Raw genomic sequence first — 26,642 nt, 5'->3', positions numbered from 1 at the left:
TCGATCGAGAAGACCGAACCGTCAAAAGAGCCAAACACCACCGCTCTTTCAACTCCTTCCAGGCTTCGATGAACTGAAGCAACTCGCCATCGAAAATCGCTGAACTCATTGAATCTCAAGGAGTTTTCCGTTTCGACAGCGCCGGAAGTGGGGCGAATTATAGACATCTGAAATTCGCCGTCAACACTTAATTTCGCTTTTCTTGCAGAACGCGTCTTTTCCCCAACAAACGCGGGATTCGGCGAGCGACTGGCGGAAGGCGAAACATGAGAAGCAGTCCCCCCATGAAGGCGTAGAGCGCCCACTCCTTGAGATCAGCGCGCACAATCCAAAGCATATGCAGCAGTCCAAGCCCGAGAATCACGTACACCAGGCGATGTAATTTCTTCCAGCGCACGCCCAAACGACGCTGACTATAGCGATTGGACGTTACCGCTAATGCCAGCAACCCCAGAAACCCGAGCGTGCCGACAATAATGTACGGACGCTTGCGCAACTCCACGCCCAGTTGAGACCAGTCGAAACCCAGAATGAATGCCATGTAACTGCATAAATGCAAAACCACATATGCAAAACACCACAGCCCCACCTGCCGCCGCACAGCAATCCAGCCGGCCCATCCGGTGAGCCTCTGCAACGGCGTCATACTCAAAGTAATCAGCAACAACACCAACGCCCCAAGCCCAAGCCGATCAACCAGAACTTTCCCGGGGTCCGGTCCGAGCAGACCTTCAAAGGCCTGATAGAACCACCACAACGGCCAAACCATCGCGGCGATGAACACGCCCACACGCCAGAACGGATATCGCATCAGTAGTTCTTCCGCAGATCGAGCCCTGTATATAAAGAAGCGACCTCATCCGAGTAGCCGTTGAACATTTGCGTATCACGCACATTCGGTTTGAACAGACTATTGGGAAGACGTCGCTCCCGCGCCTGAGTCCAGCGAGGGTGGTCGACCGTCGGGTTCACATTCGCGTAGAAACCGTATTCATCCGCTGCGATGCTTTGCCAGGTCGTCTTTGGCTGCTCACTGACCAGACTGATACGCACGATGGATTTGACACTCTTGAAACCGTACTTCCACGGCACCACCAGACGCAACGGCGCACCGTTCTGATTCGGCAATTCCCGACCGTACATGCCCACAGCCAGAATCGCCAACGGATTCATTGCCTCATCCAGACGCAGGCCTTCTACATAAGGCCAGTCGATCAGGGCAAACCCTGAACGCTGTCCAGGCATGCTCTTGGGATCCTGCAGGGTTTCAAAACGGATGTACCTGGCATTGGAGGTCGGCTCGACCTGCTTGAGCAGCGCCGAAACAGGGAAACCGATCCAGGGAATAACCATCGACCACGCCTCGACACAACGCAGACGATAGATGCGCTCCTCCAACTGGTAAGGTTTCATGAAGTCTTCCAGTGCATAGCGCCCCGGCTTACCCACCTCCCCGTCCACCACCACACTCCAGGGTTCGGTCTTCAGCGATCCGGCATTGGCTGCCGGATCCCCCTTGTCGGTACCGAACTCATAGAAGTTGTTGTAGTGAGTCGCGTCCTTATAGGGCGTGATCGCCTCATCCTTGACGTCCACGGCTCCCCATTTGATAGAAGACTTCTTCTCGGCAAACCAGGCGGGCGCATTGCCAGACTCGACATCGGCATAACGGGTGGCCTCTTCGGCACTGCCCCAGCGCGGCAGACTGCTCAGGGCCAGACCGGCCGCCGTAGCACCGAGCAATTGTCGGCGAGAGAGATAAATGGATTCAGGCGTGACGTCCGATTCGTGGCAATCGGACGCTTTGGGAAATTTGATCAGCATGACTACTCCGCAGTTTTGGAGGACAGATGCACCCATAGACTGCGGAGTATGAGGGAAATTACATCACTCGACGTTTTTGTGGCGACGAAGATGCAACAAGTACTGCACTGGCCCCGAAGCCGCATAGGCAAGGAACACCAATAACAGAATGCGCGGAGGATCACTGAACACAACGGCGAACACCAGCACCACGGCCAGAATCGCAACGAAGGGTACGCGCCCCTTCAGATCCAGTTCCTTGAAGCTGTTGTACTTGATGTTGCTGACCATCAGCATACCGGCAGCCGCGACCATCAGTGCAACGAGGAACGACATCTTCGAACCCTGGATCCCGTAATCGCTGAATGCCCAGACAATCCCGGCGACCACACCGGCAGCCGCCGGGCTGGCCAGACCGATGAAATAACGCTTGTCGGCAGTCCCTACCTGAGTATTGAAGCGCGCCAGACGCAACGCCGCACCCGCAACATAAATGAAGGCGACCATCCAGCCGACCTTGCCCATGTCACCCAGCGCCCAGCCAAACGCGAGCAATGCGGGCGCGACGCCGAAGGCAACCATGTCCGACAGCGAGTCGTACTCGGCACCGAATGCACTTTGTGTATTGGTCATGCGCGCCACACGACCATCGAGACCATCGAGCACCATGGCGACGAAGATCGCGATGGCCGCGAAGGCGAAGTACTTGCTGGCGTTTGCCGCGTCCCCGGCGCTCAACGCAGCCTGAGCACTCATCGAGTTGATGATGGAGTAGAACCCCGCGAACAGGTTCGCGGTGGTGAACAGGTTCGGCAGAAGATAGATACCACGATGCCGGACTTTCCGACCTTCTGCGTCATGCCCTTCTTCGACATGTTCATCGATGGGCAGCAGGCTTTCGGCGTCTGAAGCCTGGTTCGGCTCTTCGGGGCGTTCGCTCATGAACATTACCTTGCAACGGATTGGACATTTTCGACAGGTGTCTGGGACGACGGTTCGACCACAAACGATGCAGCTTTATACCAGAACAGCCCGCCCATACGAAAAAACGCGGCCAGGGCCGCGTTTTTTTTCTTACAAGGGTCGACGACTCAGTTTTTGGTTTTGTCGACGATCTTGTTGGCACTGATCCACGGCATCATGGAGCGCAGTTGCTCACCGATGATTTCGATACCGTGTGCAGCGTTGTTACGGCGCTTGGCGGTCATCGAAGGGTAGCCGGTAGCACCTTCGCTGATGAACATCTTGGCGTATTCACCGTCCTGAATACGTTTCAGGGCGTTGCGCATGGCCTGACGGGATTCGGCGTTGATCACTTCCGGACCGGTCACGTACTCGCCGTATTCAGCGTTGTTGGAGATCGAGTAGTTCATGTTGGCGATGCCGCCTTCGTACATGAGGTCAACGATCAGTTTCAGTTCGTGCAGACACTCGAAGTAGGCCATTTCCGGCGCGTAGCCAGCTTCGACCAGGGTTTCGAAACCGGCTTTCACCAGCTCGACGGTACCACCGCACAGAACGGCCTGTTCGCCGAACAGGTCGGTTTCGGTCTCGTCCTTGAAGGTGGTTTCGATGATGCCGGTACGACCGCCACCAACGCCTGCAGCGTAGGACAGCGCAACATTCTTGGCATTGCCCGAGGCGTCCTGATAGATCGCGATCAGATCAGGAATACCGCCGCCTTTCACGAACTCGGAACGTACAGTGTGGCCTGGCGCTTTCGGCGCGATCATGATCACGTCGAGGTCGGCGCGCGGAACGACCTGGTTGTAATGGATCGAGAAACCGTGGGAGAACGCGAGGGTAGCGCCTTTCTTGATGTTCGGCTCGATTTCGTTCTTGTACAACTGGCCCTGGAACTCGTCCGGGGTCAGGATCATGACCAGGTCGGCGGCAGCGACAGCGGTAGCCACGTCAGCGACTTTCAGACCGTGGGCTTCAGCCTTGGCAACGGTAGCCGAACCTTTACGCAGACCAACGGTAACGTCGACACCGGAGTCTTTCAGGTTGCACGCTTGAGCGTGGCCCTGGGAGCCGTAACCGATGATGGCAACTTTCTTGCCCTGGATGATCGACAGGTCACAGTCTTTATCGTAGAAAACTTTCATGAATTTCCCCTTTATATCCAGGCCGCTCAGGCCATTCGCTAATTTGGTTTAGATGCTGAGTACTTTGTCGCCGCGGGCAATACCGGTCACGCCACTACGGACGGTTTCCAGAATCGAGGCGGTGCCGATGGACTGAATGAAGCTGTCGAGCTTGTCGCTGGTACCGGTCAGTTGAACGGTATACACGCTGGCACTGACGTCGACGATCTGTCCACGGTAAATATCGGTGGTGCGCTTGATCTCGGCGCGCTGTGCGCCGGTGGCCTTGACCTTGACCAGCATCAGTTCGCGCTCGATGTGAGCGCTTTCCGACAGGTCCACCAGCTTGACCACTTCGATCAGCTTGTTCAGGTTCTTGGTGATCTGCTCGATGATTTCATCGTGGCCGACAGTGGTCAGCGTCAGACGCGACAGGGTCGGGTCCTCGGTTGGCGCCACGGTCAGGCTTTCAATGTTGTAGTTGCGCTGCGAGAACAGGCCGACTACGCGAGACAAAGCACCGGGTTCGTTTTCCAGAAGCAAGGAAATAATGTGCCGCATGATTAGGTACGCTCCGTCTTGCTCAGCCACATATCGCGCATCGAGCCGTCTTTGATCTGCATCGGGTAGACGTGCTCGCTGGTATCAACCGAAATATCGATCACGACCAGCCGATCCTTCAGGGCGAACGCTTCTTCCATCTTCGACTTCAAGTCTTTCGACTCGGTGACACGAATGCCGACGTGACCATAGGCCTCGGCGAGCTTGACGAAATCAGGCAGCGATTCCATGTAGGAATGCGAGTGACGGCTGTTGTAACTCATGTCCTGCCACTGGCGAACCATACCCAGCACGCCGTTGTTCAGAATGACGATTTTCACCGGCAAACCGTACTGCAAGCAGGTGGACAGCTCCTGGATGTTCATCTGGATACTGCCTTCACCGGTGACGCAGGCGACGTCAGCCTCAGGGAAGCTCAGGCTGATACCCATCGCCGCCGGCAGACCGAAGCCCATCGTGCCCAGACCACCGGAGTTGATCCAGCGGTTCGGCTTGTTGAACTTGTAGTACTGCGCAGCGAACATCTGGTGCTGGCCCACATCGGAGGTCACAAAGGCATCGCCCTTGGTCACTTCGCACAGGGTTTCGATCACGGTCTGCGGCTTGATCTTGCTGCCGTCGCCCTTGTCGTAAGGGAACAGACCGCGATCACCACGCCACTCATCGACCTGCTTCCACCAACTGGCCACGGCGTCCTTGTTCGGGGTTTCGCCGATTTCCTTGAGGATCGCAACCATTTCGGTCAGAACGCTTTCCACCGGGCCGACGATTGGCACGTCAGCCTTGATGGTTTTGGAAATCGAAGCCGGGTCGATGTCGATGTGAATGATCTTGGCGTTCGGGCAGAACTTTGGCGCGCCGTTGATCACACGATCGTCGAAGCGCGCACCGACCGCCAGGATCACGTCGGCGTGGTGCATCGCCAGGTTCGCGGTGTAACTGCCGTGCATGCCGAGCATGCCGATGAACTGACGATCAGTGCCCGGATAGCCGCCCAGGCCCATCAAGGTGTTGGTCACCGGCAGGTTGAGCATTTTCGCCAGCTCGGTCAGCGGCGCGGAGCCATTGCCGAGAATCACGCCGCCACCGGAGTACAACACGGGACGCTTGGCCGCCAGGAGCATTTCCGCCGCCTTGCGGATTTGCCCGGAGTGACCGCGAACGGCGGGGCTGTAGGAACGCAGTTTGGCTTTCTTCGGGAAGATGTATTCGAACTTCTCGGCCGGATTGGTCATGTCTTTCGGGATATCGACCACGACCGGACCCGGACGACCGGATTGCGCCAGGTAGAAGGCTTTCTTCATGACTTCCGGAATTTCCGAAGCGTGCTTGATCATGAAGCTGTGCTTCACGATCGGCCGGGAGATACCGATCATGTCGGTTTCCTGGAACGCATCGGTGCCGACCATGGTGCTTGGCACCTGACCGGAAATGATCACCATCGGAATCGAGTCCATATAGGCCGTGGCGATACCGGTGATGGCGTTTGTGGCGCCTGGACCGGAAGTCACCAGTACCACGCCGGCTTTACCGGTGGCACGGGCATAGCCGTCAGCCATATGGGTAGCCGCCTGCTCGTGACGAACCAGGATGTGGGTCACTTCCGGTTCTTTGAACAGGGCATCGTAAACATGAAGGAGAGCACCACCCGGGTACCCGTAGATATATTTGACGCCTTCGTCACGCAAGAAGCGGACGAGCATCTCACCGCCAGATAAAAGCTCCACGTTGTTCACCTCTAAAACGCCAGAATACCGTCCGCAAAAAGGCGAACGGGTCTTAATAGGTTTACTTCTCGGCAGAGCATGAGCGACGGTGGTCGCCGACTACGTCAGCACTGACTGAGCAAGTATTGGGATCGTCCCAAGTGTTGCGGGCCTTTCCCACCCAGCGCGAGGTAACGCGTTGCGGGTGTAACAGGTCGACGCGGATAGGCGCCTCATGATCTGCCGAGAGGGTCTGCTTCTGGCAGTCCCTGTACAGCGGACTTTGGATTCTTCTGTTTCGCCCTCTCCAAGTCAAGCCGTCAACGTGCTTAATTGTGGGTAACCACATGAGAACGCAAGAAAAAACCTGAAAAGCGCTACTCTGTTAGCGTCAATTGCGCAATTTTGCCAAGGAATCAGCATGCGAACGCTTCTCGCCGCTCTGCTGATCGGCCTCAGCCCCTGGTGCCTGGCCGGTCAGATCTACAAATGGGTCGATGCTCAAGGTGTCACGCACTTCGATGCACAACCGCCGCAAGGTCAGCCGGCAACGACAGTGCAAACGCCGCCCTCGCCTCCCCCGCGTCCGCCAGCCATACCCGGCAGCGGCCCGCTGGGTGATCAGAAAGCCATCGATGACAAGGTCAGAAAACAGGTCGCCGACCAACAGAACCAGCTCAAGGTCTTTTGCGAACAGGCACGCACGAATCTGGCGCAGCTGCAGAACAATCCGCGCCTGAGGGAGGAAACCGAAGGAGAGCTGCGCCGCCTGAGCGATACGCAACGTCAGGAACGTATCGCGGAGACGCAGAAACAGATCGCCGAAAACTGCCAGTGATCCCTGGCAGTCGGCGGTTCAATGAGTTGCAGTGATCAGCAGATCGAACTCTTTGAGCAATACCTGCAACTGCCGGTCCTGGCCCTGCAGATTGCGCTGGGCGAAGACCATCTGGGCCATTTCCTGAATGCCCGAGGCTTTGGGTAACGGCAGATCCTGCTCAAGGATCATCTTCATCCGCGGCAGAAAGATCCATTGCAGCCACTGCTCGAACTCGAGGGTGTCGACCGAGAACGGCTCGACACTGCTCAAGGCTTCGACAGAAGGCTGGACCTCGTCCCACCAACCCTGGGCACGCAGTTCACGCTCGATCAACAGCAGTTGATCGGCGACTTTCGAGAGACGCGGGTCCATCACAGCGAAACCCTGGCTTTCTGACGCGCCAGTGCAGCGCCAGCAGAATCACCCTGCTTTTCGCGAGCCTGGGCGATCAGCTCCCAAAGGCTGGCCTGCAGGTCCGGACGACCGTTAGCCATGGTCAGCGCACGGCGGGCGGTTTGCTCGGCTTGCGGGGCATCGCCCTGGGCCATGCGCACTTGCGCCAGACGGTAAAGCACTTGCGGCTCACGCGGTGCAACGCGCTGAGCACGCTCGAGGCTGGAGGATGCGCCATTCAGGTCGCCTCCGGCCTGCTGTTGCTGCGCAGTGGTCAGCAGAGCGAGGACCGGGCCGTCCAGTTGCTCATCTGCGGACAAACCGCCGCCACTGCTGGCCGAAGGAATGCCGCTCGGCGATGAAGGCATGCTGTAGCTGCCGGAGCTGATCGGCGCGGACTCGACCGGCGAAGGGTTGTAGGGGCCCGGTGTGATACCGCCAGAGGCCGGCCCCGGAACGATCGGCGAAGTGCTGATCGGTGCCGACGTCGCGGCGCCGCCACCGGGCACCATCACCACTACGCCAGTATCGCCCTGCGGGATGGCCTGGGATTGCGCCTGACCTTGTACCGGGCGCTTGACCGTGGTTTTGCGAAAGCCGCCATTGGCTGAAAGACGCTCGCTGTTGGACACGGTTGTGCCGGCGTCCACCACCGGGATCGAACCACGCTGTACGGTGGAGCAGCCGCTGAGCAAAGCCACGGCGGTCACCGCTGGAATCAACCACTTGTTCACTTGAAACCCTCTTCGCTTAATTCATCCAGCCCTTGACCCAATCCATCACCGACTCGCCCGATGTCGGGCTTTCGCCCGCACAGGATGCGCCGGATGGCGGTTCGCTGCCGCGAATATACGGCATCTGCACGGCGCCGGGACAGTTGGCATCAGAGCCCTGGCCGGTACGCGAATCGACCCACGCCTGAACCACGTTGTCCGGCTGCGGCATGTCCAGCGGCAGCGGATCGGCCTTGCGCATGAAACTGGTCCAGACCTGCAATGCGCCGGTGGCACCGGTGAACGGCGTCTTGCCGTTATCGTCGCGACCGAGCCAGACCACCGCCAGCAGATCCTGACTGAAACCGGCGAACCAGCTGTCGCGCGAATCGTTACTGGTGCCGGTCTTGCCGGCCAGTGTCAGGGTTTTGGGCAGCACGTTGTAGACCGAGCTGCCGGTACCTTCACGCATGACCCGCTGCATGGCGTTCTGGATCAGGTAAATCGACGCCGGATCGAAACGCTGCTCGATCTGGAACGGATAACGTTTGAGCGGCTCGCCTTCGGCGGTCAGTACACTGCGAATCCCGCGCATCGGCGTATTGAAGCCGCCGTTGGCCAGTGTCTGGTACATGGTTGCCACTTCGATCGGCGTCATGCCACCAGCCCCCAGCAGCATCGACGGGAACGCCGGAAACTCTCGGGTCACACCCAGGCGCCCGATGGTCTTGAGCACGTTCGGAACACCCACTGCCAGCCCGAGACGCGAGGTCGACAGGTTGTACGAATGCGCCAACCCCTGATAAAGGAAAACCGTACCGTGGGAGCGACGGTCATAGTTCTGCGGTTTCCAGACCTGGCCGTCCGCGCCCTTGATGGAAAGCGGATCGTCCGACAGCCAACTAGTGAGCGTGTACTGGCTCGGTTTTTCCAGCGCCGTCAGATAAACCGCAGGCTTGACCAGGGAGCCGATCGGACGCACCGCATCCAGCGCCCGGTTGAACCCGGCGTAACTGGCCTGACGGCTGCCGATCATCGCCTGGACTTCACCGGTCTCCGGGTTGGTCACGACCATTGCCGCTTCCACATCATCGGAACCCTTGCGGCCGGCAAGACGCTTGAAGGTGTCATTGACCGATGCTTCCGCCTTCATCTGCAGGATCGGGTCGAAGCTGGTGAAAATCCGCAGCCCTTCTTCGGTCAAGTCTTCGTCACGGTAGTCTTCACGCAACTGACGCTTGACCAGATCGATGAAGCCCGGGAATGAACTGTCGGCCAGTTTGCCGCGTGTGGTCACGCCCAACGGCATTTTCTTCGCGGCCTCCACTTGTTCGGCAGAAGCAACGCCCTGTTGCTCAAGCACATCGAGCACCAGGTTGCGTCGCTCCAGCGCCCGCTCCGGGTTGCGACGCGGGTTGTAATAGGACGGCCCCTTGACCATGCCGACCAGCAACGCGACCTGATGCAGTTTCAGTTCGGACAACGGCTGGCCGAAGAAGAACTGGCTGGCCAGACCGAAACCGTGCACCGCCCGCTGCCCGTCCTGACCGACGAAGACCTCGTTGAGGTAGGCCTCAAGTATTTCCTTCTTGTCGTAATGCAGCTCCAGCAGCATCGCCATCATGGCTTCGGTGAGCTTGCGGGTCAGGCTGCGTTCGTTGGTCAGGTAGAAGTTCTTGACCAATTGCTGGGTCAACGTACTGCCACCCTGGGTCATCCTGCCGCCAGACGTGTTGACCCAGATTGCCCGGGCGATCGACTTCGGCGACACGCCCCAGTGGCTGTAATAATCCCGGTCTTCCACCGCAACCAGGGTTTCCAGCAGATACGGCGGGACCTGATCGAGCTTGATCAGAATCCGGTCTTCAAGGTTTTTCGGGTAGATCCCGCCAATCAGCAGCGGCTCCAGACGCACCACCGACAGCTTCGAACCATTGATCGCCGAAAGTTCGGCCACGTAGTCACCGGAGAATCGCACACGAACCGGCTGCGGTTTCTCGAGACCTTCATAGAACTGGAAGCCGCGGGTGTTCAGATCGACAGTGTTACCGTTGACTGCGGCTGCGCCGGGACCGTTGCTCACGGCTTCGCGGCGATAGCCCAGGGCATCGAGTTCGGTGAGGAAATCGTCCTTGCTCAGCTTCTGTCCGACGAACAGCTCGAGCGGGCGCGCGTATACCTTGGCCGGGATGGTCCAGCGCTTGCCGGAGAATTTCTCCTGCACCACGGCATCGAGGTAAACGGCGAAGCCGGCCAGCACCACAAGGCCGACCAGACTGAGTTTCAAGGCCCAGCCCAACCATGGGCGCAGGCCCCGGGAAGGTGGTTTTTTAGGAGTGCGGGGGGATCGAGTACGAGTCATGGCGGCGGATTATACGCACTTTATTCATACTCAACAGGAGCGCTCCGAGGTTTGCGTCGAGCGGGCGAGCGGCCATAATGGCGACCTCGAATTCCCCCAGTCTCTGAAGGATCGCCTGTGAGCCAGTCCCTGATCGCTGCCCTGCAAAACCCGGCCTTATACCCGCACCCTGTCGAAGGGTTCCAGGTCATCGAAACCCACATTTCGTGGGTCCTGCTCACCGGTCCTTACGCTTATAAAGTGAAGAAACCGGTGAACTTCGGCTTTCTCGATTTCACCAGCCTCGAATCCCGCGAGCATTTTTGCGGTGAAGAGCTGCGTCTCAACCAGCGCCTGACCGACGATTTGTATCTGGAAGTGATTCCGGTCACCGGCACCGCTGAAACGCCGCAATTGGGCGGCGAAGGCCCGGCCATCGAATACGTGCTGAAAATGCGCCAGTTCCCGCAAACCGGTCTGCTGAGCACCCTGCAAGCCAATGGCGAACTGACCACCACCCACATTGACGAAATGGCCGAGCAGATCGCTCGTTTCCACCTCAATGCGCCGAAGGTCCCGGCCGGGCACGATGCCGGCACGCCTGAAAGCGTGATGGCGCCGGTTCGTCAGAACTTCGAGCAGATCCTGCCATTTCTCAGCGACAAGGCTGATCTGTTGCAACTGGATGCCCTGCAAGCCTGGGCCGAAAGCAGCTTCGAACGTTTGAAACCACTGTTCGCACAGCGCAAGGCCGAAGGTTTCACTCGCGAATGCCACGGCGACATTCACCTGGGCAACGCTACGCTGATCGATGGCAAGGTGGTGATCTTCGACTGCATTGAATTCAACGAGCCGTTCCGTTTCACCGATGTCTGGGCCGACACCGGTTTCCTGGCGATGGACCTTGAGGACCGCGGTCTGAAATCCCTGGCCCGTCGTTTCGTCAGCCAATACCTGGAACTGACCGGCGATTATCAGGGCCTGGAAGTGTTGAATTTCTACAAGGCCTACCGCGCACTGGTCCGTGCGAAAGTCGCGCTGTTCAGCATGCCGGCCGACGCGACTCCGGTACAGCGCGCCACCACTTTGCGCCAGTACCGCAACTACGCCAACCTGGCAGAAAGCTACAGCACCATTCCTTCGCGCTTCATGGCGATCACCCATGGCGTCTCTGCTGTCGGCAAAAGCCACGTGGCCATGCGCCTGGTCGAAGCGCTGGGCGCGATTCGCCTGCGTTCCGATGTCGAGCGCAAGCGTCTGTTCGGCGAACAAACCATCGCCAACGATGTACAGGCCGGGATCTACAGTGCCGATGCAAGCCTCGCTACTTATGCTCGTCTGCATGAAATCGCCAACGTGATCCTGCACGCCGGTTTCCCGGTTGTGATCGATGCCACTTACCTCAAGCGCGAACAACGTGACGATGCAGCCAAGGTTGCCGAGGCCACCGGCACGCCGTTCCTGATCCTCGATTGCAACGCACCACAAGCGGTGATCGAGAGCTGGCTGGCGATTCGTCAGGCAGACAAGAAGGATCCGTCCGACGCCACGCTGGCCGTGATCGAAGCCCAGCAGGCCAATCGTGAAGCGCTGACCCCGGACGAAATCCTGCGCAGCAAACGCGTGCAGACCAATGAATCCGGAACTCTGGATACCGTCGTGGCACAAATCCGCCAGCGTCTGCCGGGGCTGTAAGAAACTATTTCGGCCGTGAAGCCCTCGCTCGCTTCACGGCCGCCAAATAGTGGCACTATACTGGCGTCATAAAACCAACAGGTGATCTGACATGAGCCAGCCGAAACTTCTCGACACCCCGCTTTATGCCTTGCTGCACAAGGACGACATTGCCGGTTTCAACAAGGAACGCCCGAAAGACGGCCCGATCGACATGGTCGGTGGTGATTTCCGCGGCCTCGATCTGCGTGAACTGAACGCCGACGGCGTGGATTTCCGGGACGCCTACTTCCGTTCCGCCGACTTGCGTGGCATTGACTTTCGCAATGCATCACTGGAAGGCGCCAGCCTGGCCCATGCGCAGATCTCCGGTGCTTACTTCCCCCCGGAACTCAGTGCCGATGAAATCCTGATGTCGATGAATTTCGGTACGCGTCTGCGTTATCGCACCCGCTGAAACGCGTTGAAACCAACCCGTCCAGCGCCCCCGCTTTGCGCTGGACAAGGTGCTATTAGTCTCTCCCCGCCGTATTCCTCAGTGAAAAACTGACACCTCTTAGAAGCTTTTGCGTCGAATCCGACCAAACAACCACGCTTTTCCTACTGATGGCTACACTCCTGAGAAGATCGCCCACGCACCATTCGGCCGTCGCAAGGAGGCTTGATGAATGATGAACTGCAACACCTGAAGAATCTTGGCAAGACGTCGGCGCAGTGGCTGCATGCCGTGGGCATCCACAGCGCCTCGGATCTGCGTCGCCTGGGCGCCGTGGATGCCTACCGGGCCGTGCGTACGCGCGGGTTCCGGGCGTCGAAGGTGTTGTTGTATGCGATCGAAGGGGCATTGATGGATGTGCACTGGAACGACATTCCCGCCGAACGCAAGGATGCTCTGAACAAACAGCTTGAAGCCATTTCTTCTCGCCACAAGAACTGACGGGCACTCACCTTCATGTACCTGCTCGGGGAACAATCGGCGCCGGCCGAGGCGCTCATCAATCATTTGCAGAGCCTACCCGCTCAATGGCTGCCGGGGCTTGCGCCATGCGGCCCCGCCCTGGAACTGGAGGCCTCGCAGGATCTGCTGGCGCAATTGCCAGGCGATCAACTCTTTCTACTGACAGAGGGCACCATCAATGGTCGCCTCGGTGGCCGCGCGTTGCTCTATTGGCAGGAAGGTGACCTGATCGGCCTGCAACAAGGCCCGGAGTGGGCGGACTGCATCCTTTGCTGCGATGCACCAGTGAGCTTGCAACCGTTCCGGCGCAATGACCTGTTTCAACATCTGCGTTCGGATCCTGCACGCTTGGACTCATTTCTGAACTATCTGCTCGGGCAAATGGCACTGCTGACTCATGCCGTCGCCGAACTGAAGCCGAGAGAGTTTCGCAGTACCAATGGATTCAAACGGGTCGAGGCTGGAGAGGTGTTGATCCGCGAGGGTGATCCCGCTGATCACGTATTCGTGATCATCGAAGGACATGCGCAGGCATTCGTCGGCGGTCACAAGGTTGGCGACGTGCCCAGGGACGAGATTTTTGGCGCCATGGCGATATTCACCGGAGAGCCGCGTAACGCCACTGTCGTCGCTTGCGAACCGAGTACCGTGATGCTGATTCCCGGTGATCAGTTTTTGAGCATGACCCGCAGCAATCCGAAGATCGCCCACAGCCTGATCGAAAGCATGGCGCGGCGCATCGATCAACTCAACAGGCAGCTCACCGCCCTTGAGCGTCCAGGCTGAAAACCTGAGTTTTCAGCCATTCACCAGACGATTCAAAAGAAACGAAAAAACATCGATTGACATGTTAATGAGAATCGCTATGATTATCACAACTGATCGCGAGATCAGTCGATATTCTGAAAAGCCCTTGGTTCGGACTCTCAGATTATCTCCTCATCAGGCTAATCACGGTTATTTGACCCGGTTCTTCCGGGTCTTTTTTTGCCCGCAAGAACGTCATTTGCCGAATTGTTTGCGCATCTCGGCACAGTAATCCGGTTTCGGTGCAGCAGGCGTGAACCAGACATAATCGGCCATGGCCGGCGTAACCTCGCTGCCCTGCTCCGCCAGCATCAACACGGTCGGTGCTTCAGGTGCGCCCAGATCCAGCATATGCAGCGGTACGCCAATATCCTTGCGCGCGTGAAACGCACCGGCCAACAGCAATGCAGGCGCGGGTGCAGCCAACAAGCGGACAGCCATGCGCCGATCCCGTTGCTGCTGGACCGCCACCATCGCCGGCATTTGCGATTGAGGCAGCAAGCCACAGTGAGAATCGCTGATCTGCCGTGCCAGTTCGTCTTTCACCGACGCGACGCTACTGCGCTCCCCTTTCAGAATGGGAGGCTTGCGATAAAACCCACGAATTTCAGTGTCATCGAGATTGGCCGTCAGCAGCGGATAGGGTTGTGAAAGCGCAAACCGGACAATCGGCCCATACAGGTTCCAGTCCCATCCGTCCTGCCACGCCAGTTCGACCGCAAGATCAGCGGGCGGCTTGGATGCACGCCGCACTCCATCGACCCGCGCTTGTTGATCGGGCGTCAGCATTTCCAGTAACAGACTGCCCTGAGAACGCTTTTCGCCGAGATTCTGCAGCAGCCACAATTGCACGGCATGGTGATCGGCGTTGTCATGCTGCTCGCCGATGATCACCCGCGCCGGCTTGCCCAGGCGCGCCAAAAGCTCCTGCGGGGTCATCGCAGCTCCGCTGCGCAGATCAACAATCTCGCCGCTGAGCGGAGGCGGCGTCACATGCTGGCAAGCGCCCAGTAACAACACTGCAATCAGCACCATCGCGCGCATGTTTTCACCTTGATGATTGAATCAGCGGGCGATGATCAGCGGATGCCCGCGTTCCGGATGTGGCTGCACCAGTACTTCCAGACCGAAAACGGCCTTGAGCGACTCAGGACGCAATACCTGCGCAGGTGTATCCAGCGCTACCGGGCGTCCGCCGTCAAGCAGCAGGATACGATCACAATAGCGCGCCGCCAGGTTCAGATCGTGCAGAATCACCATGACCGCCGCGCCACGACCGGCAAACTCGCGCACCGCCTGCAACGTGGTGTGCTGATGCAATGGATCGAGCATCGAAGTCGGCTCATCCAGCAGCAAGGTCTGACCGGCCTGCCCCGGCCATAATTGCGCCAGCACGCGGGCCAGGTGTACCCGTTGACGTTCGCCACCGGACAGCGCGAGATAACTGCGCCCGCTCAGGTGTCCGACATCGGCGGCCGCCAATGCATCGGCCACAATCTCGGCGTCGCGAGCTCTTCCGCTCTGATAAGGCAAGCGCCCCATACCGACCACCTCTTCGACACGAAAGGCGAAATCCAGTGTCGAGACCTGCGGCAGTACCGCCAGGCGACGGGCACGCTGAGTGCCGCTCCAGCGATCGAGGCTTTCACCGTCGAGAAGGACATTGCCTTCGCTGGCACGCAGTTCACCGCATAACGCCCCGAGCAAGGTACTTTTGCCGGCGCCATTGGGGCCCAGCACGCCGAGCACTTCACCCGATTCCAGTTGCAGGCTGACATCAGCCAGCACCGTCTTGCGGCCACGACGGACCAGCAGATTGTGCGCACTCAGCATCAGGCACGCCCCCGCAACAGCAGATAAAGGAAAAACGGTGCGCCGATGAATGCGGTGACGATACCGATCGGCAACTCCGCCGGCGCCAGTGCCAACCGCGCCACCAGATCCGCCAGCAACAACAGACTGGCGCCTGCCAGCACCGATGCGGGCAGCAACACGCGATGATCGGGGCCGGCGAGCAGGCGCACCAGATGCGGCACCACCAGCCCGACGAAACCGATCATCCCCGCCGCCGCCACCGCGGCACCGACACCCAGCGCCGTGCAGAACACCAGTTCGCGCTTCAACCGCTCGACATCGATTCCCAGATGCCCGGCTTCCGACTCACCGAGCAACAGTGCATTCAAGGCCATGGCCCGGCGCGGCAGCCACAATGCGACACCGGCGCTGATGATCAGCAACGGCCACAATCGCGCATAACTCGCACCATTGAGACTGCCGAGGTTCCAGAAGGTCAGGGTACGCAGGGTGGCGTCGTCCGCCAGATAGGTGAAAAGCCCCACTGCCGAACTGGCCAGCGCCGTCAGGGCGATGCCTGCCAGCAACATGGTCGCGACATGGGTCTGCCCATTGCGACGGCCGAGCCGATAGACCAATGCCGTCACCCCAAGACCACCAAGAAACGCACACACCGACAACAGGTACGGCCCGAACCACTCCGGCAGACCGCCGAAAAACGTACCGCCGACAATCGCCACCGCCGCCCCTAGCGCCGCGCCGCTGGACACACCGACCAGTCCGGGATCGGCCAGCGGATTGCGAAACAGTCCCTGCATCGCCACCCCCGACAGCGCCAGCACGCCGCCGACCGCCAGCCCGAGCAAGGTACGAGGTAAACGAATCTGCCCGAGAATCAGCTCAGCCTGCTCCAGTCCCTCAGGTGCCAGTGGCAAGCCGATCATGCGCAATGCAGCGCGCAAGGTATCGAACAGCGGCAGACTGACCGGCCCCAGGGCCAGTGACAGCCAGGTGGCCAACAGGCACAGCAGAATCAGGCCGGTGAACAAGCCACGGGGTTTGACCAGCGTGGTCATTGGCCGCTCACACCCGGATAGAAACCGTCAGACAGGGCTTTCAATGCGGCCGGCAAACGCGGCCCGAGACCGCCGACCAACAACGTCGGATCTACTTCCAGCACGCGCCCGGCCTTGGCCGCCCGGCTGGAGTCGAGAATCGGGTTTTCCTTGAACAGCGCCGCTTTCGCCGCGTCGCCGGTCAAGGCGCGATCAGCGAACACCAGCACTTCAGGATCGAGCCCGGCCAGCGACTCCATGGAAAACGGCTTGTAGCCGGTGTGGGTGGCCAGGTTGTGTCCGCCCGCCTGTTGCAGCATCCAGTCGGCGGCGGTGTCCCTGCCGGCAATCAACGGTTTGCCGCCCGCATGCCCCAGCAGCAACAGCACACCCGGTGCTTTCTGTTTCGACTGCACCGCAACCACGAGCGCCTGCTGTGCGTCGAGTTGCTGTTGATAACTTTGCAGCAGTCGCGCCGCCTGAGTCTCGGCGCCCAGCAACCGCCCCAGACGGGTGACGTTCTTTTCCAGCGTCGGCAGATCCGGTTGGGCCGAAAACAGTTCCACCTGCACCTTGGCACTGCGAACCTGCGAAATCACCGGCGGCGGTCCCATTTCCTCGGTGCCGATCAGAATGTCCGGACGCAGGCTGAGAATACCTTCGGCCGAAAGACTGCGCTGATAGCCGATGCTCGGCAGCGATTTGAGGGATTGCGGATGCTGGCTGGTCGTGTCGACGCCCACCAGTCTGGCCTCGCCGCCCAGGGCACTCACCCACTCGGACAAGGCACCACCGGCGCTGACCCAGCGTTGCGGCAATTGGGCCGCAATAGCCTGGTAACTGACCAGAAGTCCGACACACAGTGCGGCAACGCGAGTAATCAGGCGCATAGGCAGCATTCCTTCATGGGATTTTCCCGGGCATCGAGACGGCAGGCCAAGTATCCTCGGCAGCGCCACCGCACAACGGGCGAAGGCGGCCATTTGATAATTGTTTGCATTTGAACGTCAAGCTCGGACATATCCGGACACGACCTGACACTTGAGGATAGCCATGAAGTTTCTGTGCACGGGCGCCGATCTGGGCGAGGCCGGCAGCCGCGGTTTCGAGATCGACGGGAAAAGACTGTTCGCCGTGCGCCGGGCCGGAAGGGCCTACGTCTACCTCAACCGTTGCCCGCACCGCGGCGTCGGGCTCGAATGGCAGCCCGACCAGTTCCTCGATCCGAGCAACAGCCTGATCCAGTGCGCCACCCATGGCGCACTGTTTCTGATCGAGGACGGTGAATGCGTAGCGGGACCGTGCGCCGGGCAATCCCTGACGGCCATTGATTGCCGTGAAGACGCCCAAGGGCTGTGGGTCGACGTTTAACCGTCGAGCAATACATCCAGACGGCGATCGATCAACATTTCCTCATGGTTCAATCGCACCCCATAAGCCAGCACCTCAACCCCGTTCGCCACCGCTTCGCGCAAGGCATCGGCGTAAGAAGAATCGATTTCCACGGCAGGACGCACTGCCTCGATGCCGGTCAGGTTCACGCAGTACAGCTGCACGGCCCGAATTCCGTCGCGCGCCAGATGCGCCAATTCACGCAGATGTTTGGCGCCTCGCTGTGTCACCGCATCGGGAAATGCCGCCACCGCCGTACCGTCGAACCCCAGCGTGACACTCTTTACCTCCACGTACGCCGGTCCGCCCGGGTAATCGAGGCGAAAATCGATGCGGCTTTTTTCCTGCCCGTAGGCCACTTCGCGTCTCAGCGCGGTAAAACCGCTCAGTTCGCTGATGACACCAGCCTGCAACGCCTCTTCCACCAACCCGTTGGCGCGACCGGTGTTCACACAGAACAATCGCCCCTGCGGGGTTTCGCCGATTTCCCAGGTACCGGGCAGCTTGCGTTTGGGGTCATTCGAGCGACTGAACCAGACCTGCCCGCCCTCGACCTGACAATTGAGCATCGAGCCAGTGTTCGGGCAGTGAATCGTCAGCAACTCGCCGTCAACGGTTTCGATATCGGCAAGAAAACGCTTGTAACGGCGGATCAATCGCCCTTCTTCGAGAGGAGGATGAAAGCGCATCAGCCTTGCCAGCTCTTCAAGCCGCGACCAATGCGTTCCACCGCTTCCTGCAGGCGAGGGAGGTCCTGCGTATAGGCAAAGCGCACATGATGGCTGGCCTGATAACGCCCGAAATCCAGGCCCGGCGTGAACGCCACATGTTCGGTTTCAAGGAAGTGGCGGCAGAACGCGAAGGCATCGCCACCAAACTGGCTGATATCGGCATACAAGTAGAACGCACCTTCTGGCTCGACTGCGATGGTGAAACCCAGCTCCCGCAACGCGGGCAGCAGGAAATCGCGTCGACGGCCGAATTCGGCCCGACGTTCCTCGAGAATCGCGATGGTATCCGGCTCGAAGCAGGCCAGCGCTGCCTGTTGGGCCATGCTCGGGGCACTGATGTAGAGGTTTTGTGCGAGCTTCTCCAGCTCACTGATTGCTGCATCGGGTGCCACCAGCCAGCCAAGGCGCCAACCGGTCATGCCGAAATATTTGGAGAAACTGTTGAGCACAAATGCGCTGTCGTCGACTTCCAGCACACTCGCCGCCTCGGCGCCATACGTCAGGCCGTGATAAATCTCGTCCACCACCAGATGCCCGTGACGCGCCTTGAGGGCTGTGGACAACCCTGCCAGTTCGTCACGGGTCAGAATCGTGCCGGTCGGATTGGCAGGCGAAGCGACCAGGGCGCCGACACTGTCGTGATCCCAGTAGCGCTCTACCAGATCCGGCGTCAGTTGATAGCGTACATCCGGCCCTACAGGCACAAGCTGCGCCGCGCCCTCGACCAGTCGCAGAAAGTGCCGGTTGCATGGATAACCGGGGTCGGCCAACAACCAGTGCTTGCCCGGATCCACCAGCAACGCACTGGCCAGCAGCAACGCCCCTGAACCGCCCGGCGTGATCAGAATCCGCCGGGGGTCGATATTCAGGCCGTAACGGGTCTGGTAAAAGCCGGAAATCGCCTCACGCAGCTCGGGAATCCCACGCGCGGCGGTGTAACGGGTCTTGCCCGCCGCCAGCGCCGCCTGCCCTGCGCGAATGATCGGTTCGGCCGTAGTGAAGTCCGGCTCGCCGATTTCCAGATGGATCACATCGTGGCCGGCGGCCTGCAATTCATTGGCCCGCGCCAGCAACGCCATCACATGGAACGGTTCGATCGCACGACTGCGCGCACTGTAGGGCTGAGCCATTGGCCTTCCTTCAACGAGTGAAAAAAGACGATTCTACCCATCTGCCGGAACGAGCGAGAGCCCGCCGTGGTCACAGCCTCAGGAACACTGGACTGTAACAAGACAAACGTACGCTCCAGGATTGACTAAAATCAGTGATTGTCAGGGCTCCAGCACCACCAGACATGGCCTGGCAAACATTTGCAGGCACCGCCGGCCGCGGGCTCGACATCCGGGAGTAGCGCGGGCCGGATTGATCTGGTAAGTTCGCCCGCTTGCAGTCGCAGGGCCGGCAGGTGTCGGTGATGGAGCAATCCTGCGCAATGGATTACAAGAGTAGAGGCGGTCCATTTCATGCCCACCCAAGCAAAGCAACAGGCAAGTCAGACACTCAGCGGTTTCGAGCCTTACGTCCCCAAAGAGGGCGAAGAGTACATGGGCGCCCCCATGCGCGCGCACTTCACCAAGATCCTGTCCAAGTGGAAACAGGAGTTGATGCAGGAAGTCGACCGCACTGTTGATCACATGAAAGACGAAGCGGCCAACTTCCCTGATCCGGCCGACCGGGCCAGCCAGGAAGAAGAGTTCGCCCTCGAACTGCGCGCCCGCGACCGCGAGCGCAAGCTGATCAAGAAGATCGACAAGACCCTGCAACTGATCGAAGACGAAGAGTACGGCTGGTGCGACTCCTGCGGCATCGAGATCGGCGTCAAGCGCCTCGAGGCCCGCCCGACTGCCGACATGTGCGTCGACTGCAAGAACCTTGCGGAAATCAAGGAAAAGCAGGTCGGCAAGTAATCCCGACCTGAACGAAGAACGGAGCGTGTGAACGCTCCGTTTTTGTTTCTGCTGTTTTTACACTCTCCAGTAGCATCGCTCTCATGACTGCCAACACCTCCCCCGCCTACATCGGCCGCTTTGCCCCGACGCCCAGTGGACACCTGCACTTCGGCTCACTGGTGGCCGCACTGGCCTCTTATCTGGATGCCCGCTCGGTAAACGGTCGATGGCTGGTGCGCATGGAGGATCTCGATCCACCCCGGGAGGAGCCGGGCGCGCAAGCCGCGATTCTCAAGGCGCTGGAAAGCTACGGTTTCGAATGGGACGGCGAAATGGTCCGCCAGAGCGATCGGCATGAAGCCTACGCCCAAGTGCTGGACAGTCTGTTCAGCCATGGTCTCGCCTACGCCTGCACCTGCTCGCGCAAGCAACTGGAGCCTTATCACGGTATCTATCCGGGGCTCTGCCGAAATCTCGGCCACAGCCAGGACGACGCCGCGATCCGCCTGCGTGTGCCGGAGCTGGAATATCACTTCCTGGACCGGGTGCAGGGGGAATACCGCCAGCACTTGGGCCGCGACGTCGGTGATTTCGTGATCCGCCGCCGTGACGGGCTCTACGCCTACCAACTGGCGGTAGTGCTCGACGACGCCTGGCAGGGCATCACCGACATCGTGCGCGGCGCCGATCTGCTCGACTCGACGCCACGTCAGCTTTACCTGCAAGAGCTGCTGGGATTGCGCCAACCCCGTTACCTGCATTTACCGTTGATTACTCAGCCGGACGGCCACAAGCTGGGCAAGTCTTATCGCTCGCCGCCGCTGCAGGCCGACCAGGCCACCCCGCTATTGTTGCGAGCCCTGCGTGCACTGGGACAAGACCCCGGGCCCGAACTGGCCGACGCCTCGCCGCAGGAACTGCTGAAATGGGGCAGCGCCCACTGGGATGCGGCGAAGATACCGCGCACACTGACCCTGCCCGAAGCGCAACTGCTGTGACGACACTTGCAGTGGCGCGCCCATCCGTTACCATCGCCGCACGTTTTCGGGCACGCGCATAAAAAAGAGAGGCCGGGATGTACATCTATCGCTTGGTCCTGCTTCTGGTCGTGGGGATCTACCTGTTTTCTCCAGCCATCATGGATTGGTGGATCGACGCCACGGGCGCCTGGTATCGCCCTTATCTGCTCTGGCTGATCCTGATTGTCGTGACCTTCATCCTGCAGAGCCAAAAAGATGCCGATGAGCTTTAGCCTGACCCACATGCTGCTGATCAGCGCCGCCTACCTGGCCGCGCTGTTCGGGGTGGCCTGGATCAGTGAACGGGGCATGATCCCCCGGGCGATCATTCGCCACCCGCTGACCTACACCCTATCGCTGGGGGTCTACGCCAGTGCCTGGGCGTTTTACGGAACGGTGGGCCTGGCCTACCAGTACGGCTACGGTTTTCTGTCCAGTTATCTCGGGGTCTCCGGCGCCTTTCTGCTGGCGCCGGTGCTGCTGTATCCGATCCTGAAGATCACCCGCACTTATCAACTGTCGTCACTGGCGGACCTGTTCGCTTTCCGCTTCCGCAGCACCTGGGCCGGTGCGCTGACCACGATTTTCATGCTGATCGGCGTCCTGCCGTTGCTGGCGCTGCAGATCCAGGCCGTGGCCGACTCCATCGGCATTCTGACCGGCGAGCCGGTGCAGAATCGCGTGGCCTTGGCGTTCTGTGCGCTGATCATCCTGTTCACGATCTTCTTTGGCTCGCGCCACATCGCCACCCGTGAAAAACACGAGGGGCTGGTGTTCGCGATTGCCTTCGAATCGGTGATCAAACTGGCGGCGCTTGGTGGTGTCGGCCTCTACGCCCTGTACGGCGTGTTCGACGGCCCGCAACACCTTGAACTGTGGCTGTTGCAGAACCAGACCGCCCTCGCCGCCCTGCACACGCCCTTGCAGGAAGGTCCATGGCGCACGTTGCTGCTGGTGTTTTTCGCCTCGGCGATCGTAATGCCGCACATGTATCACATGACCTTCACCGAAAACCTCAATCCGCGCTCGCTGGTCAGTGCGAGCTGGGGCCTGCCACTGTTCCTGCTGTTGATGAGTCTGGCAGTGCCGTTGATTCTCTGGGCCGGCCTGAAACTCGGTGCGACCACCAACCCCGAGTACTTCACCCTCGGCATCGGTATCGCCGCCAACAGCAAGGCCCTGGCCCTGCTGGCCTACGTCGGCGGTCTGTCGGCGGCCAGCGGCCTGATCATCGTCACCACCCTGGCGCTGTCGGGCATGGCCCTGAACCATCTGGTGCTGCCGCTCTACCAGCCGCCGGCCGAAGGCAACATTTATCGCTGGCTGAAATGGACGCGCCGCGCGTTGATCGTCGCGATCATCATGGCCGGTTTCTGTTTCTACCTGATGCTCGGCGCCGAGCAGGACCTGGCCAACCTCGGCATCGTCGCTTTCGTGGCGACCCTGCAATTCCTGCCCGGCGTGCTCTCCGTACTGTATTGGCCGACCGCCAATCGGCGCGGCTTCGTGGCCGGCCTGCTTGCCGGGATTGTGGTCTGGGTAGTGACCATGCTGCTGCCGCTGGTCGGCAATCTGCAGGGGTTCTATATTCCGCTGCTGAACATGATCTACGTGCTGGACGACACCAGTTGGCATATGGCGGCCATCGCCTCGCTGGCAGCCAACGTTCTGATGTTCACGCTGATTTCGCTGTTCACCAATGCCAGCCCGGAAGAAGCCAGCGCCGCAGAAGCCTGCGCAGTGGACAACGTGCGTCGTCCGCAACGCCGGGAACTGCATGCCGCCTCGCCGCAGGAGTTCGCCACACAACTGGCCAAGCCATTGGGCGCCAAGGCCGCGCAAAAGGAAGTCGAACAGGCTCTGCGCGACCTTTATCTGCCTTTCGACGAACGCCGCCCGTATGCCCTGCGCCGATTGCGCGACCGCATCGAGGCCAACCTGTCCGGCCTGATGGGCCCCAGCGTGGCCCAGGACATGGTCGAAACCTTCCTGCCATACAAAGCCGGCGGCGAAAACTACGTCACCGAAGATATCCACTTCATCGAGAGCCGTCTCGAGGACTATCACTCGCGCCTCACGGGTCTTGCCGCCGAACTCGATGCCCTGCGCCGCTACCACCGCCAGACCTTGCAGGAACTGCCGATGGGCGTGTGCTCGCTGGCCAAGGATCAGGAAATCCTGATGTGGAACAAGGCCATGGAAGAACTGACGGGGATTGCCGCGCAACGAGTGGTCGGCTCGCGCCTGAACACCATCGCCAATCCGTGGAAAGAGTTGTTGCAAGGCTTCATCAACCTGCCCGACGAACATTTGCACAAGCAACATCTGGCCCTCGATGGCCAGACCCGCTGGCTGAACCTGCACAAGGCCGCCATCGACGAACCGCTGGCCCCCGGTAACAGCGGCCTCGTGCTGTTGGTGGAAGACCTGACCGAAACCCAGATGCTCGAAGACAAACTGGTGCATTCCGAGCGCCTGGCCAGCATCGGTCGTCTCGCGGCCGGCGTGGCCCATGAAATCGGCAACCCGATCACCGGCATCGCCTGCCTTGCACAAAACCTTCGGGAAGAACGCGAAGAGGATGGCGAACTGACGGAAATCAGCGGGCAGATCCTCGAGCAGACCAAACGCGTATCACGCATCGTGCAGTCGCTGATGAGTTTCGCCCACGCCGGCAGCCACCAGCACAGCGACGAGCCCGTCTGTCTGGCGGAAGTGGCGCAGGACGCCATCGGCTTGCTGGCCTTGAACCGACGCAACTTCGAAGTCCAGTTCTACAATCTGTGCGATCCCGAGCACTGGGTCGAAGGCGACCCGCAACGGCTTGCCCAGGTGCTGATCAACCTGCTCTCCAACGCCCGCGACGCCTCGCCTGCAGGCAGTGCGGTGCGGGTCAAGAGCGAAGCCGGCGAACACACGGTCGATCTGATCGTGGAGGACGAAGGCAGCGGCATTCCATCGAGCATCATGGACCGATTGTTCGAACCTTTCTTCACCACCAAGGATCCTGGCGAAGGCACCGGTCTGGGCCTTGCACTGGTCTATTCCATCGTTGAAGAGCATTATGGACAAATCACCATCGACAGCCCGGCCGATGTTCAGAGCCAGCGCGGCACCCGTATCCGGGTGACTTTGCCGCGCCATGTCGAAGCGACGTCCGCTGTGAACTGAGACCGTCGAGAGAATCGAATCAATGCCGCACATTTTGATCGTCGAAGACGAAACCATTATCCGCTCCGCCTTGCGCCGCCTGCTGGAACGCAACCAGTATCAGGTCAGCGAAGCCGGTTCCGTGCAGGAAGCACAAGAACGCTTCAGTATTCCCACATTCGATCTGATCGTCAGCGACCTGCGACTGCCGGGCGCCCCGGGCACCGAGCTGATCAAGCTTGGCCAGGGCACGCCGGTGCTGATCATGACCAGCTACGCCAGCCTGCGCTCGGCGGTGGACTCGATGAAGATGGGTGCGGTGGATTACATCGCCAAACCTTTCGACCATGACGAGATGCTGCAGGCCGTGGCGCGGATCCTGCGCGATCGACAGTCGGCACCGGCTGCCGGCGAAGTCGTTGCCGGTAAAACCGCCAATGGCAATGCCAAGTCCACCGCCGACAGCGGCAATGGCGAGATCGGCATCATCGGCTCCTGCCCTCCGATGCAGGATCTTTACGGCAAGATCCGCAAAGTCGCGCCGACCGATTCCAATGTCCTGATCCAGGGCGAGTCCGGGACCGGCAAGGAGCTGGTGGCCCGCGCCCTGCACAACCTGTCGAAGCGCGCCAAGGCGCCAATGATCTCGGTGAACTGCGCAGCCATTCCCGAAAGCCTGATCGAGTCCGAGCTGTTCGGCCACGAGAAAGGTGCGTTCACCGGGGCCAGCGCCGGTCGCGCCGGTCTGGTGGAAGCGGCGGACGGCGGCACGCTGTTCCTCGACGAGATCGGCGAACTGCCTCTGGAGGCTCAGGCCCGTCTGTTGCGTGTGCTGCAGGAGGGTGAAATTCGCCGGGTCGGTTCGGTACAGTCGCAGAAAGTCGATGTCCGACTGATTGCCGCCACCCACCGTGACCTCAAGAGCCTGGCGAAAATCGGCCAGTTCCGTGAAGACCTGTACTACCGTCTTCACGTGATCGCATTGAAACTGCCGGCCCTGCGCGAGCGCGGTGCCGACGTCAACGAAATCGCCAATGCGTTCCTCGCTCGCCAGAGCGCTCGCATCAACCGCACCGACCTCAAGTTTGCCGCCGATGCCGAACAGGCGATCCGGCACTATTCCTGGCCGGGCAACGTGCGAGAGCTGGAAAACGCAGTCGAGCGTGCCGTCATCCTGAGCGAAAGCCCGGAAATCTCCGCCGACCTGCTTGGCATCGATATCGAACTGGGGGATCTGGAAGACGATGAGTTCATCGGCCTGCCGGCACAACCGGCCGGTAACGCCGCCAACAGCAGCCACGAGCCGACCGAAGACCTGTCGCTGGAAGACTACTTCCAGCATTTCGTACTCGAGCATCAGGACCACATGACCGAAACCGAACTGGCGCGCAAACTGGGCGTCAGCCGCAAATGTCTGTGGGAGCGCCGCCAGCGTCTGGGCATCCCACGGCGCAAGACCGGGGTTGCCAGCGAGAGCTGAACGTTACCTGTCGAGTGTGCGGGTAACCGTTGAATGTGTGAAAAAACTGTTACCTCAGTCTTTTCACGTAACAGAAGCCGGGGTTATCGGTAACGAAACCCCGGCTTTTTTTCGCCCCCAAAAAACGGTCATATCGACCTAACCCCTTGTTTTACTGGGGTTCGCAAAAGTTGGCACGGCACCTGCTATATGTCTGGTACAAGAACAATAACAAGCAATGCACAAGACAATAAAAATAAGACGAATCGACTCACGCACAATAAAAACAA

The 26,642-nt window shown here is 59.9% G+C and carries 26 protein-coding genes; 11 read left to right on the top strand and 15 right to left on the bottom strand.

Features of this window, described 5'->3' with window-relative positions; translation table 11 throughout:
* Positions 1-187: 187 nt before the first annotated feature.
* The 6 genes from msrQ to BBF94_RS24990 form a co-directional block, all read right to left on the bottom strand.
* Positions 188-811, bottom strand: a complete 624-nt coding sequence (msrQ, locus tag BBF94_RS25015) for a protein-methionine-sulfoxide reductase heme-binding subunit MsrQ (protein WP_065261611.1) — start codon at positions 809-811, stop codon at positions 188-190.
* A complete protein-coding gene (gene msrP / locus BBF94_RS25010) occupies positions 811-1,824 on the bottom strand; it encodes a protein-methionine-sulfoxide reductase catalytic subunit MsrP (protein WP_065261610.1) in 1,014 nt (337 codons plus the stop codon). Before msrP ends, msrQ begins: the two co-directional genes overlap by 1 nt.
* A 63-nt stretch (positions 1,825-1,887) precedes the next feature.
* Positions 1,888-2,745 (bottom strand): CDP-diacylglycerol--serine O-phosphatidyltransferase, encoded by an 858-nt coding sequence (pssA, locus tag BBF94_RS25005; protein WP_065261609.1) that lies wholly within the window; start codon positions 2,743-2,745, stop codon positions 1,888-1,890.
* Positions 2,746-2,894: 149 nt separating this feature from the next.
* The gene (gene ilvC / locus BBF94_RS25000) at positions 2,895-3,911 is read right to left on the bottom strand and encodes a ketol-acid reductoisomerase (RefSeq protein WP_017903922.1); all 1,017 of its coding nucleotides are present in this window, start codon (positions 3,909-3,911) and stop codon (positions 2,895-2,897) included.
* 48 nt (positions 3,912-3,959) lie between these two features.
* Entirely contained in the window at positions 3,960-4,451 is a 492-nt protein-coding gene (gene ilvN, locus BBF94_RS24995; protein ID WP_003205610.1) for an acetolactate synthase small subunit, read from the bottom strand.
* 2 nt (positions 4,452-4,453) lie between these two features.
* A complete protein-coding gene (locus tag BBF94_RS24990) occupies positions 4,454-6,178 on the bottom strand; it encodes an acetolactate synthase 3 large subunit (RefSeq protein WP_065261612.1) in 1,725 nt (574 codons plus the stop codon).
* Between the two features lie 400 nt (positions 6,179-6,578).
* Between BBF94_RS24990 and BBF94_RS24985 the strand changes: the two genes are divergently transcribed.
* Entirely contained in the window at positions 6,579-6,995 is a 417-nt protein-coding gene (locus BBF94_RS24985; RefSeq protein ID WP_065261608.1) for a DUF4124 domain-containing protein, read from the top strand.
* Positions 6,996-7,013: 18 nt separating this feature from the next.
* Here the strand turns inward: BBF94_RS24985 and BBF94_RS24980 are convergent, their stop codons facing one another.
* From BBF94_RS24980 to mrcB, 3 genes are read right to left on the bottom strand one after another with little or no spacing between them, the layout of a single operon-like run.
* On the bottom strand, positions 7,014-7,349 hold the full coding sequence (locus BBF94_RS24980) for a YqcC family protein (RefSeq protein ID WP_065261607.1): 336 nt from the start codon (positions 7,347-7,349) through the stop codon (positions 7,014-7,016).
* Entirely contained in the window at positions 7,349-8,104 is a 756-nt protein-coding gene (locus tag BBF94_RS24975; RefSeq protein WP_065261606.1) for a tetratricopeptide repeat protein, read from the bottom strand. Before BBF94_RS24975 ends, BBF94_RS24980 begins: the two co-directional genes overlap by 1 nt.
* Before the next feature lie 16 nt (positions 8,105-8,120).
* Entirely contained in the window at positions 8,121-10,445 is a 2,325-nt protein-coding gene (gene mrcB / locus BBF94_RS24970; protein ID WP_065261605.1) for a penicillin-binding protein 1B, read from the bottom strand.
* A 117-nt stretch (positions 10,446-10,562) separates the two neighbouring features.
* Between mrcB and BBF94_RS24965 the strand changes: the two genes are divergently transcribed.
* The 4 genes from BBF94_RS24965 to BBF94_RS24950 all read left to right on the top strand — a co-directional run bounded on the left by BBF94_RS24965 (position 10,563) and on the right by BBF94_RS24950 (position 13,842).
* A complete protein-coding gene (locus BBF94_RS24965) occupies positions 10,563-12,119 on the top strand; it encodes a bifunctional aminoglycoside phosphotransferase/ATP-binding protein (protein WP_065261604.1) in 1,557 nt (518 codons plus the stop codon).
* A gap of 91 nt (positions 12,120-12,210) precedes the next feature.
* Positions 12,211-12,555 carry a pentapeptide repeat-containing protein gene (locus BBF94_RS24960; RefSeq protein WP_065261603.1) on the top strand — a complete coding sequence of 115 codons (345 nt, stop codon included), beginning with the start codon at positions 12,211-12,213 and terminating at the stop codon, positions 12,553-12,555.
* A 207-nt stretch (positions 12,556-12,762) separates the two neighbouring features.
* Positions 12,763-13,035: a TfoX/Sxy family protein gene (locus BBF94_RS24955; RefSeq protein ID WP_003228231.1), complete on the top strand. Its 273-nt coding sequence runs from the start codon at positions 12,763-12,765 to the stop codon at positions 13,033-13,035.
* A gap of 15 nt (positions 13,036-13,050) precedes the next feature.
* Positions 13,051-13,842, top strand: coding sequence for a Crp/Fnr family transcriptional regulator (locus BBF94_RS24950; protein WP_065261602.1), 792 nt, complete (start codon positions 13,051-13,053; stop codon positions 13,840-13,842).
* A gap of 216 nt (positions 13,843-14,058) precedes the next feature.
* Here the strand turns inward: BBF94_RS24950 and BBF94_RS24945 are convergent, their stop codons facing one another.
* From BBF94_RS24945 to BBF94_RS24930, 4 genes are read right to left on the bottom strand one after another with little or no spacing between them, the layout of a single operon-like run.
* Positions 14,059-14,907 carry a ChaN family lipoprotein gene (locus tag BBF94_RS24945; RefSeq protein ID WP_065261601.1) on the bottom strand — a complete coding sequence of 283 codons (849 nt, stop codon included), beginning with the start codon at positions 14,905-14,907 and terminating at the stop codon, positions 14,059-14,061.
* 21 nt (positions 14,908-14,928) lie between these two features.
* Positions 14,929-15,696 (bottom strand): heme ABC transporter ATP-binding protein, encoded by a 768-nt coding sequence (locus BBF94_RS24940; protein ID WP_065261600.1) that lies wholly within the window; start codon positions 15,694-15,696, stop codon positions 14,929-14,931.
* Positions 15,696-16,679: a FecCD family ABC transporter permease gene (locus BBF94_RS24935; protein WP_176704504.1), complete on the bottom strand. Its 984-nt coding sequence runs from the start codon at positions 16,677-16,679 to the stop codon at positions 15,696-15,698. Before BBF94_RS24935 ends, BBF94_RS24940 begins: the two co-directional genes overlap by 1 nt.
* Before the next feature lie 50 nt (positions 16,680-16,729).
* A complete protein-coding gene (locus tag BBF94_RS24930) occupies positions 16,730-17,602 on the bottom strand; it encodes a heme/hemin ABC transporter substrate-binding protein (RefSeq protein WP_065261598.1) in 873 nt (290 codons plus the stop codon).
* 163 nt (positions 17,603-17,765) lie between these two features.
* Here BBF94_RS24930 and BBF94_RS24925 point away from each other — a divergent pair, with 163 nt between their 5' ends.
* Positions 17,766-18,083 (top strand): Rieske (2Fe-2S) protein, encoded by a 318-nt coding sequence (locus BBF94_RS24925; RefSeq protein WP_065261597.1) that lies wholly within the window; start codon positions 17,766-17,768, stop codon positions 18,081-18,083.
* On the opposite strand, the gene sfsA is transcribed toward BBF94_RS24925, so the two are convergent.
* Complete coding sequence (gene sfsA / locus BBF94_RS24920; RefSeq protein ID WP_065261596.1) at positions 18,080-18,793, bottom strand: DNA/RNA nuclease SfsA; 714 nt, start codon at positions 18,791-18,793, stop codon at positions 18,080-18,082. The two genes, BBF94_RS24925 and sfsA, sit on opposite strands and share 4 nt — an antisense overlap.
* Positions 18,793-19,965, bottom strand: coding sequence for a pyridoxal phosphate-dependent aminotransferase (locus tag BBF94_RS24915; RefSeq protein WP_065261595.1), 1,173 nt, complete (start codon positions 19,963-19,965; stop codon positions 18,793-18,795). The genes sfsA and BBF94_RS24915 overlap by 1 nt, the downstream gene beginning before the upstream one ends.
* Before the next feature lie 333 nt (positions 19,966-20,298).
* Here BBF94_RS24915 and dksA point away from each other — a divergent pair, with 333 nt between their 5' ends.
* The 5 genes from dksA to BBF94_RS24895 all read left to right on the top strand — a co-directional run bounded on the left by dksA (position 20,299) and on the right by BBF94_RS24895 (position 26,373).
* Positions 20,299-20,742 (top strand): RNA polymerase-binding protein DksA, encoded by a 444-nt coding sequence (gene dksA / locus BBF94_RS24910; RefSeq protein WP_065261594.1) that lies wholly within the window; start codon positions 20,299-20,301, stop codon positions 20,740-20,742.
* Between the two features lie 83 nt (positions 20,743-20,825).
* The gene (gene gluQRS / locus BBF94_RS24905) at positions 20,826-21,722 is read left to right on the top strand and encodes a tRNA glutamyl-Q(34) synthetase GluQRS (RefSeq protein WP_065261593.1); all 897 of its coding nucleotides are present in this window, start codon (positions 20,826-20,828) and stop codon (positions 21,720-21,722) included.
* A 77-nt stretch (positions 21,723-21,799) separates the two neighbouring features.
* Positions 21,800-21,976, top strand: coding sequence for a hypothetical protein (locus BBF94_RS27805; RefSeq protein ID WP_003176118.1), 177 nt, complete (start codon positions 21,800-21,802; stop codon positions 21,974-21,976).
* Complete coding sequence (locus tag BBF94_RS24900) at positions 21,960-24,914, top strand: sensor histidine kinase (RefSeq protein ID WP_176704503.1); 2,955 nt, start codon at positions 21,960-21,962, stop codon at positions 24,912-24,914. Before BBF94_RS27805 ends, BBF94_RS24900 begins: the two co-directional genes overlap by 17 nt.
* 22 nt (positions 24,915-24,936) lie before the next feature.
* Positions 24,937-26,373 (top strand): sigma-54-dependent transcriptional regulator, encoded by a 1,437-nt coding sequence (locus tag BBF94_RS24895; protein WP_065261591.1) that lies wholly within the window; start codon positions 24,937-24,939, stop codon positions 26,371-26,373.
* Positions 26,374-26,642: the final 269 nt, after the last annotated feature.

This window comes from Pseudomonas bananamidigenes, assembly GCF_001679645.1.
Taxonomy (GTDB): Bacteria; Pseudomonadota; Gammaproteobacteria; order Pseudomonadales; family Pseudomonadaceae; genus Aquipseudomonas; species Aquipseudomonas bananamidigenes.
The sequence above is the reverse complement of the archived record's forward strand: the minus strand, read 5'-3'. Positions and strand labels throughout refer to the sequence as shown.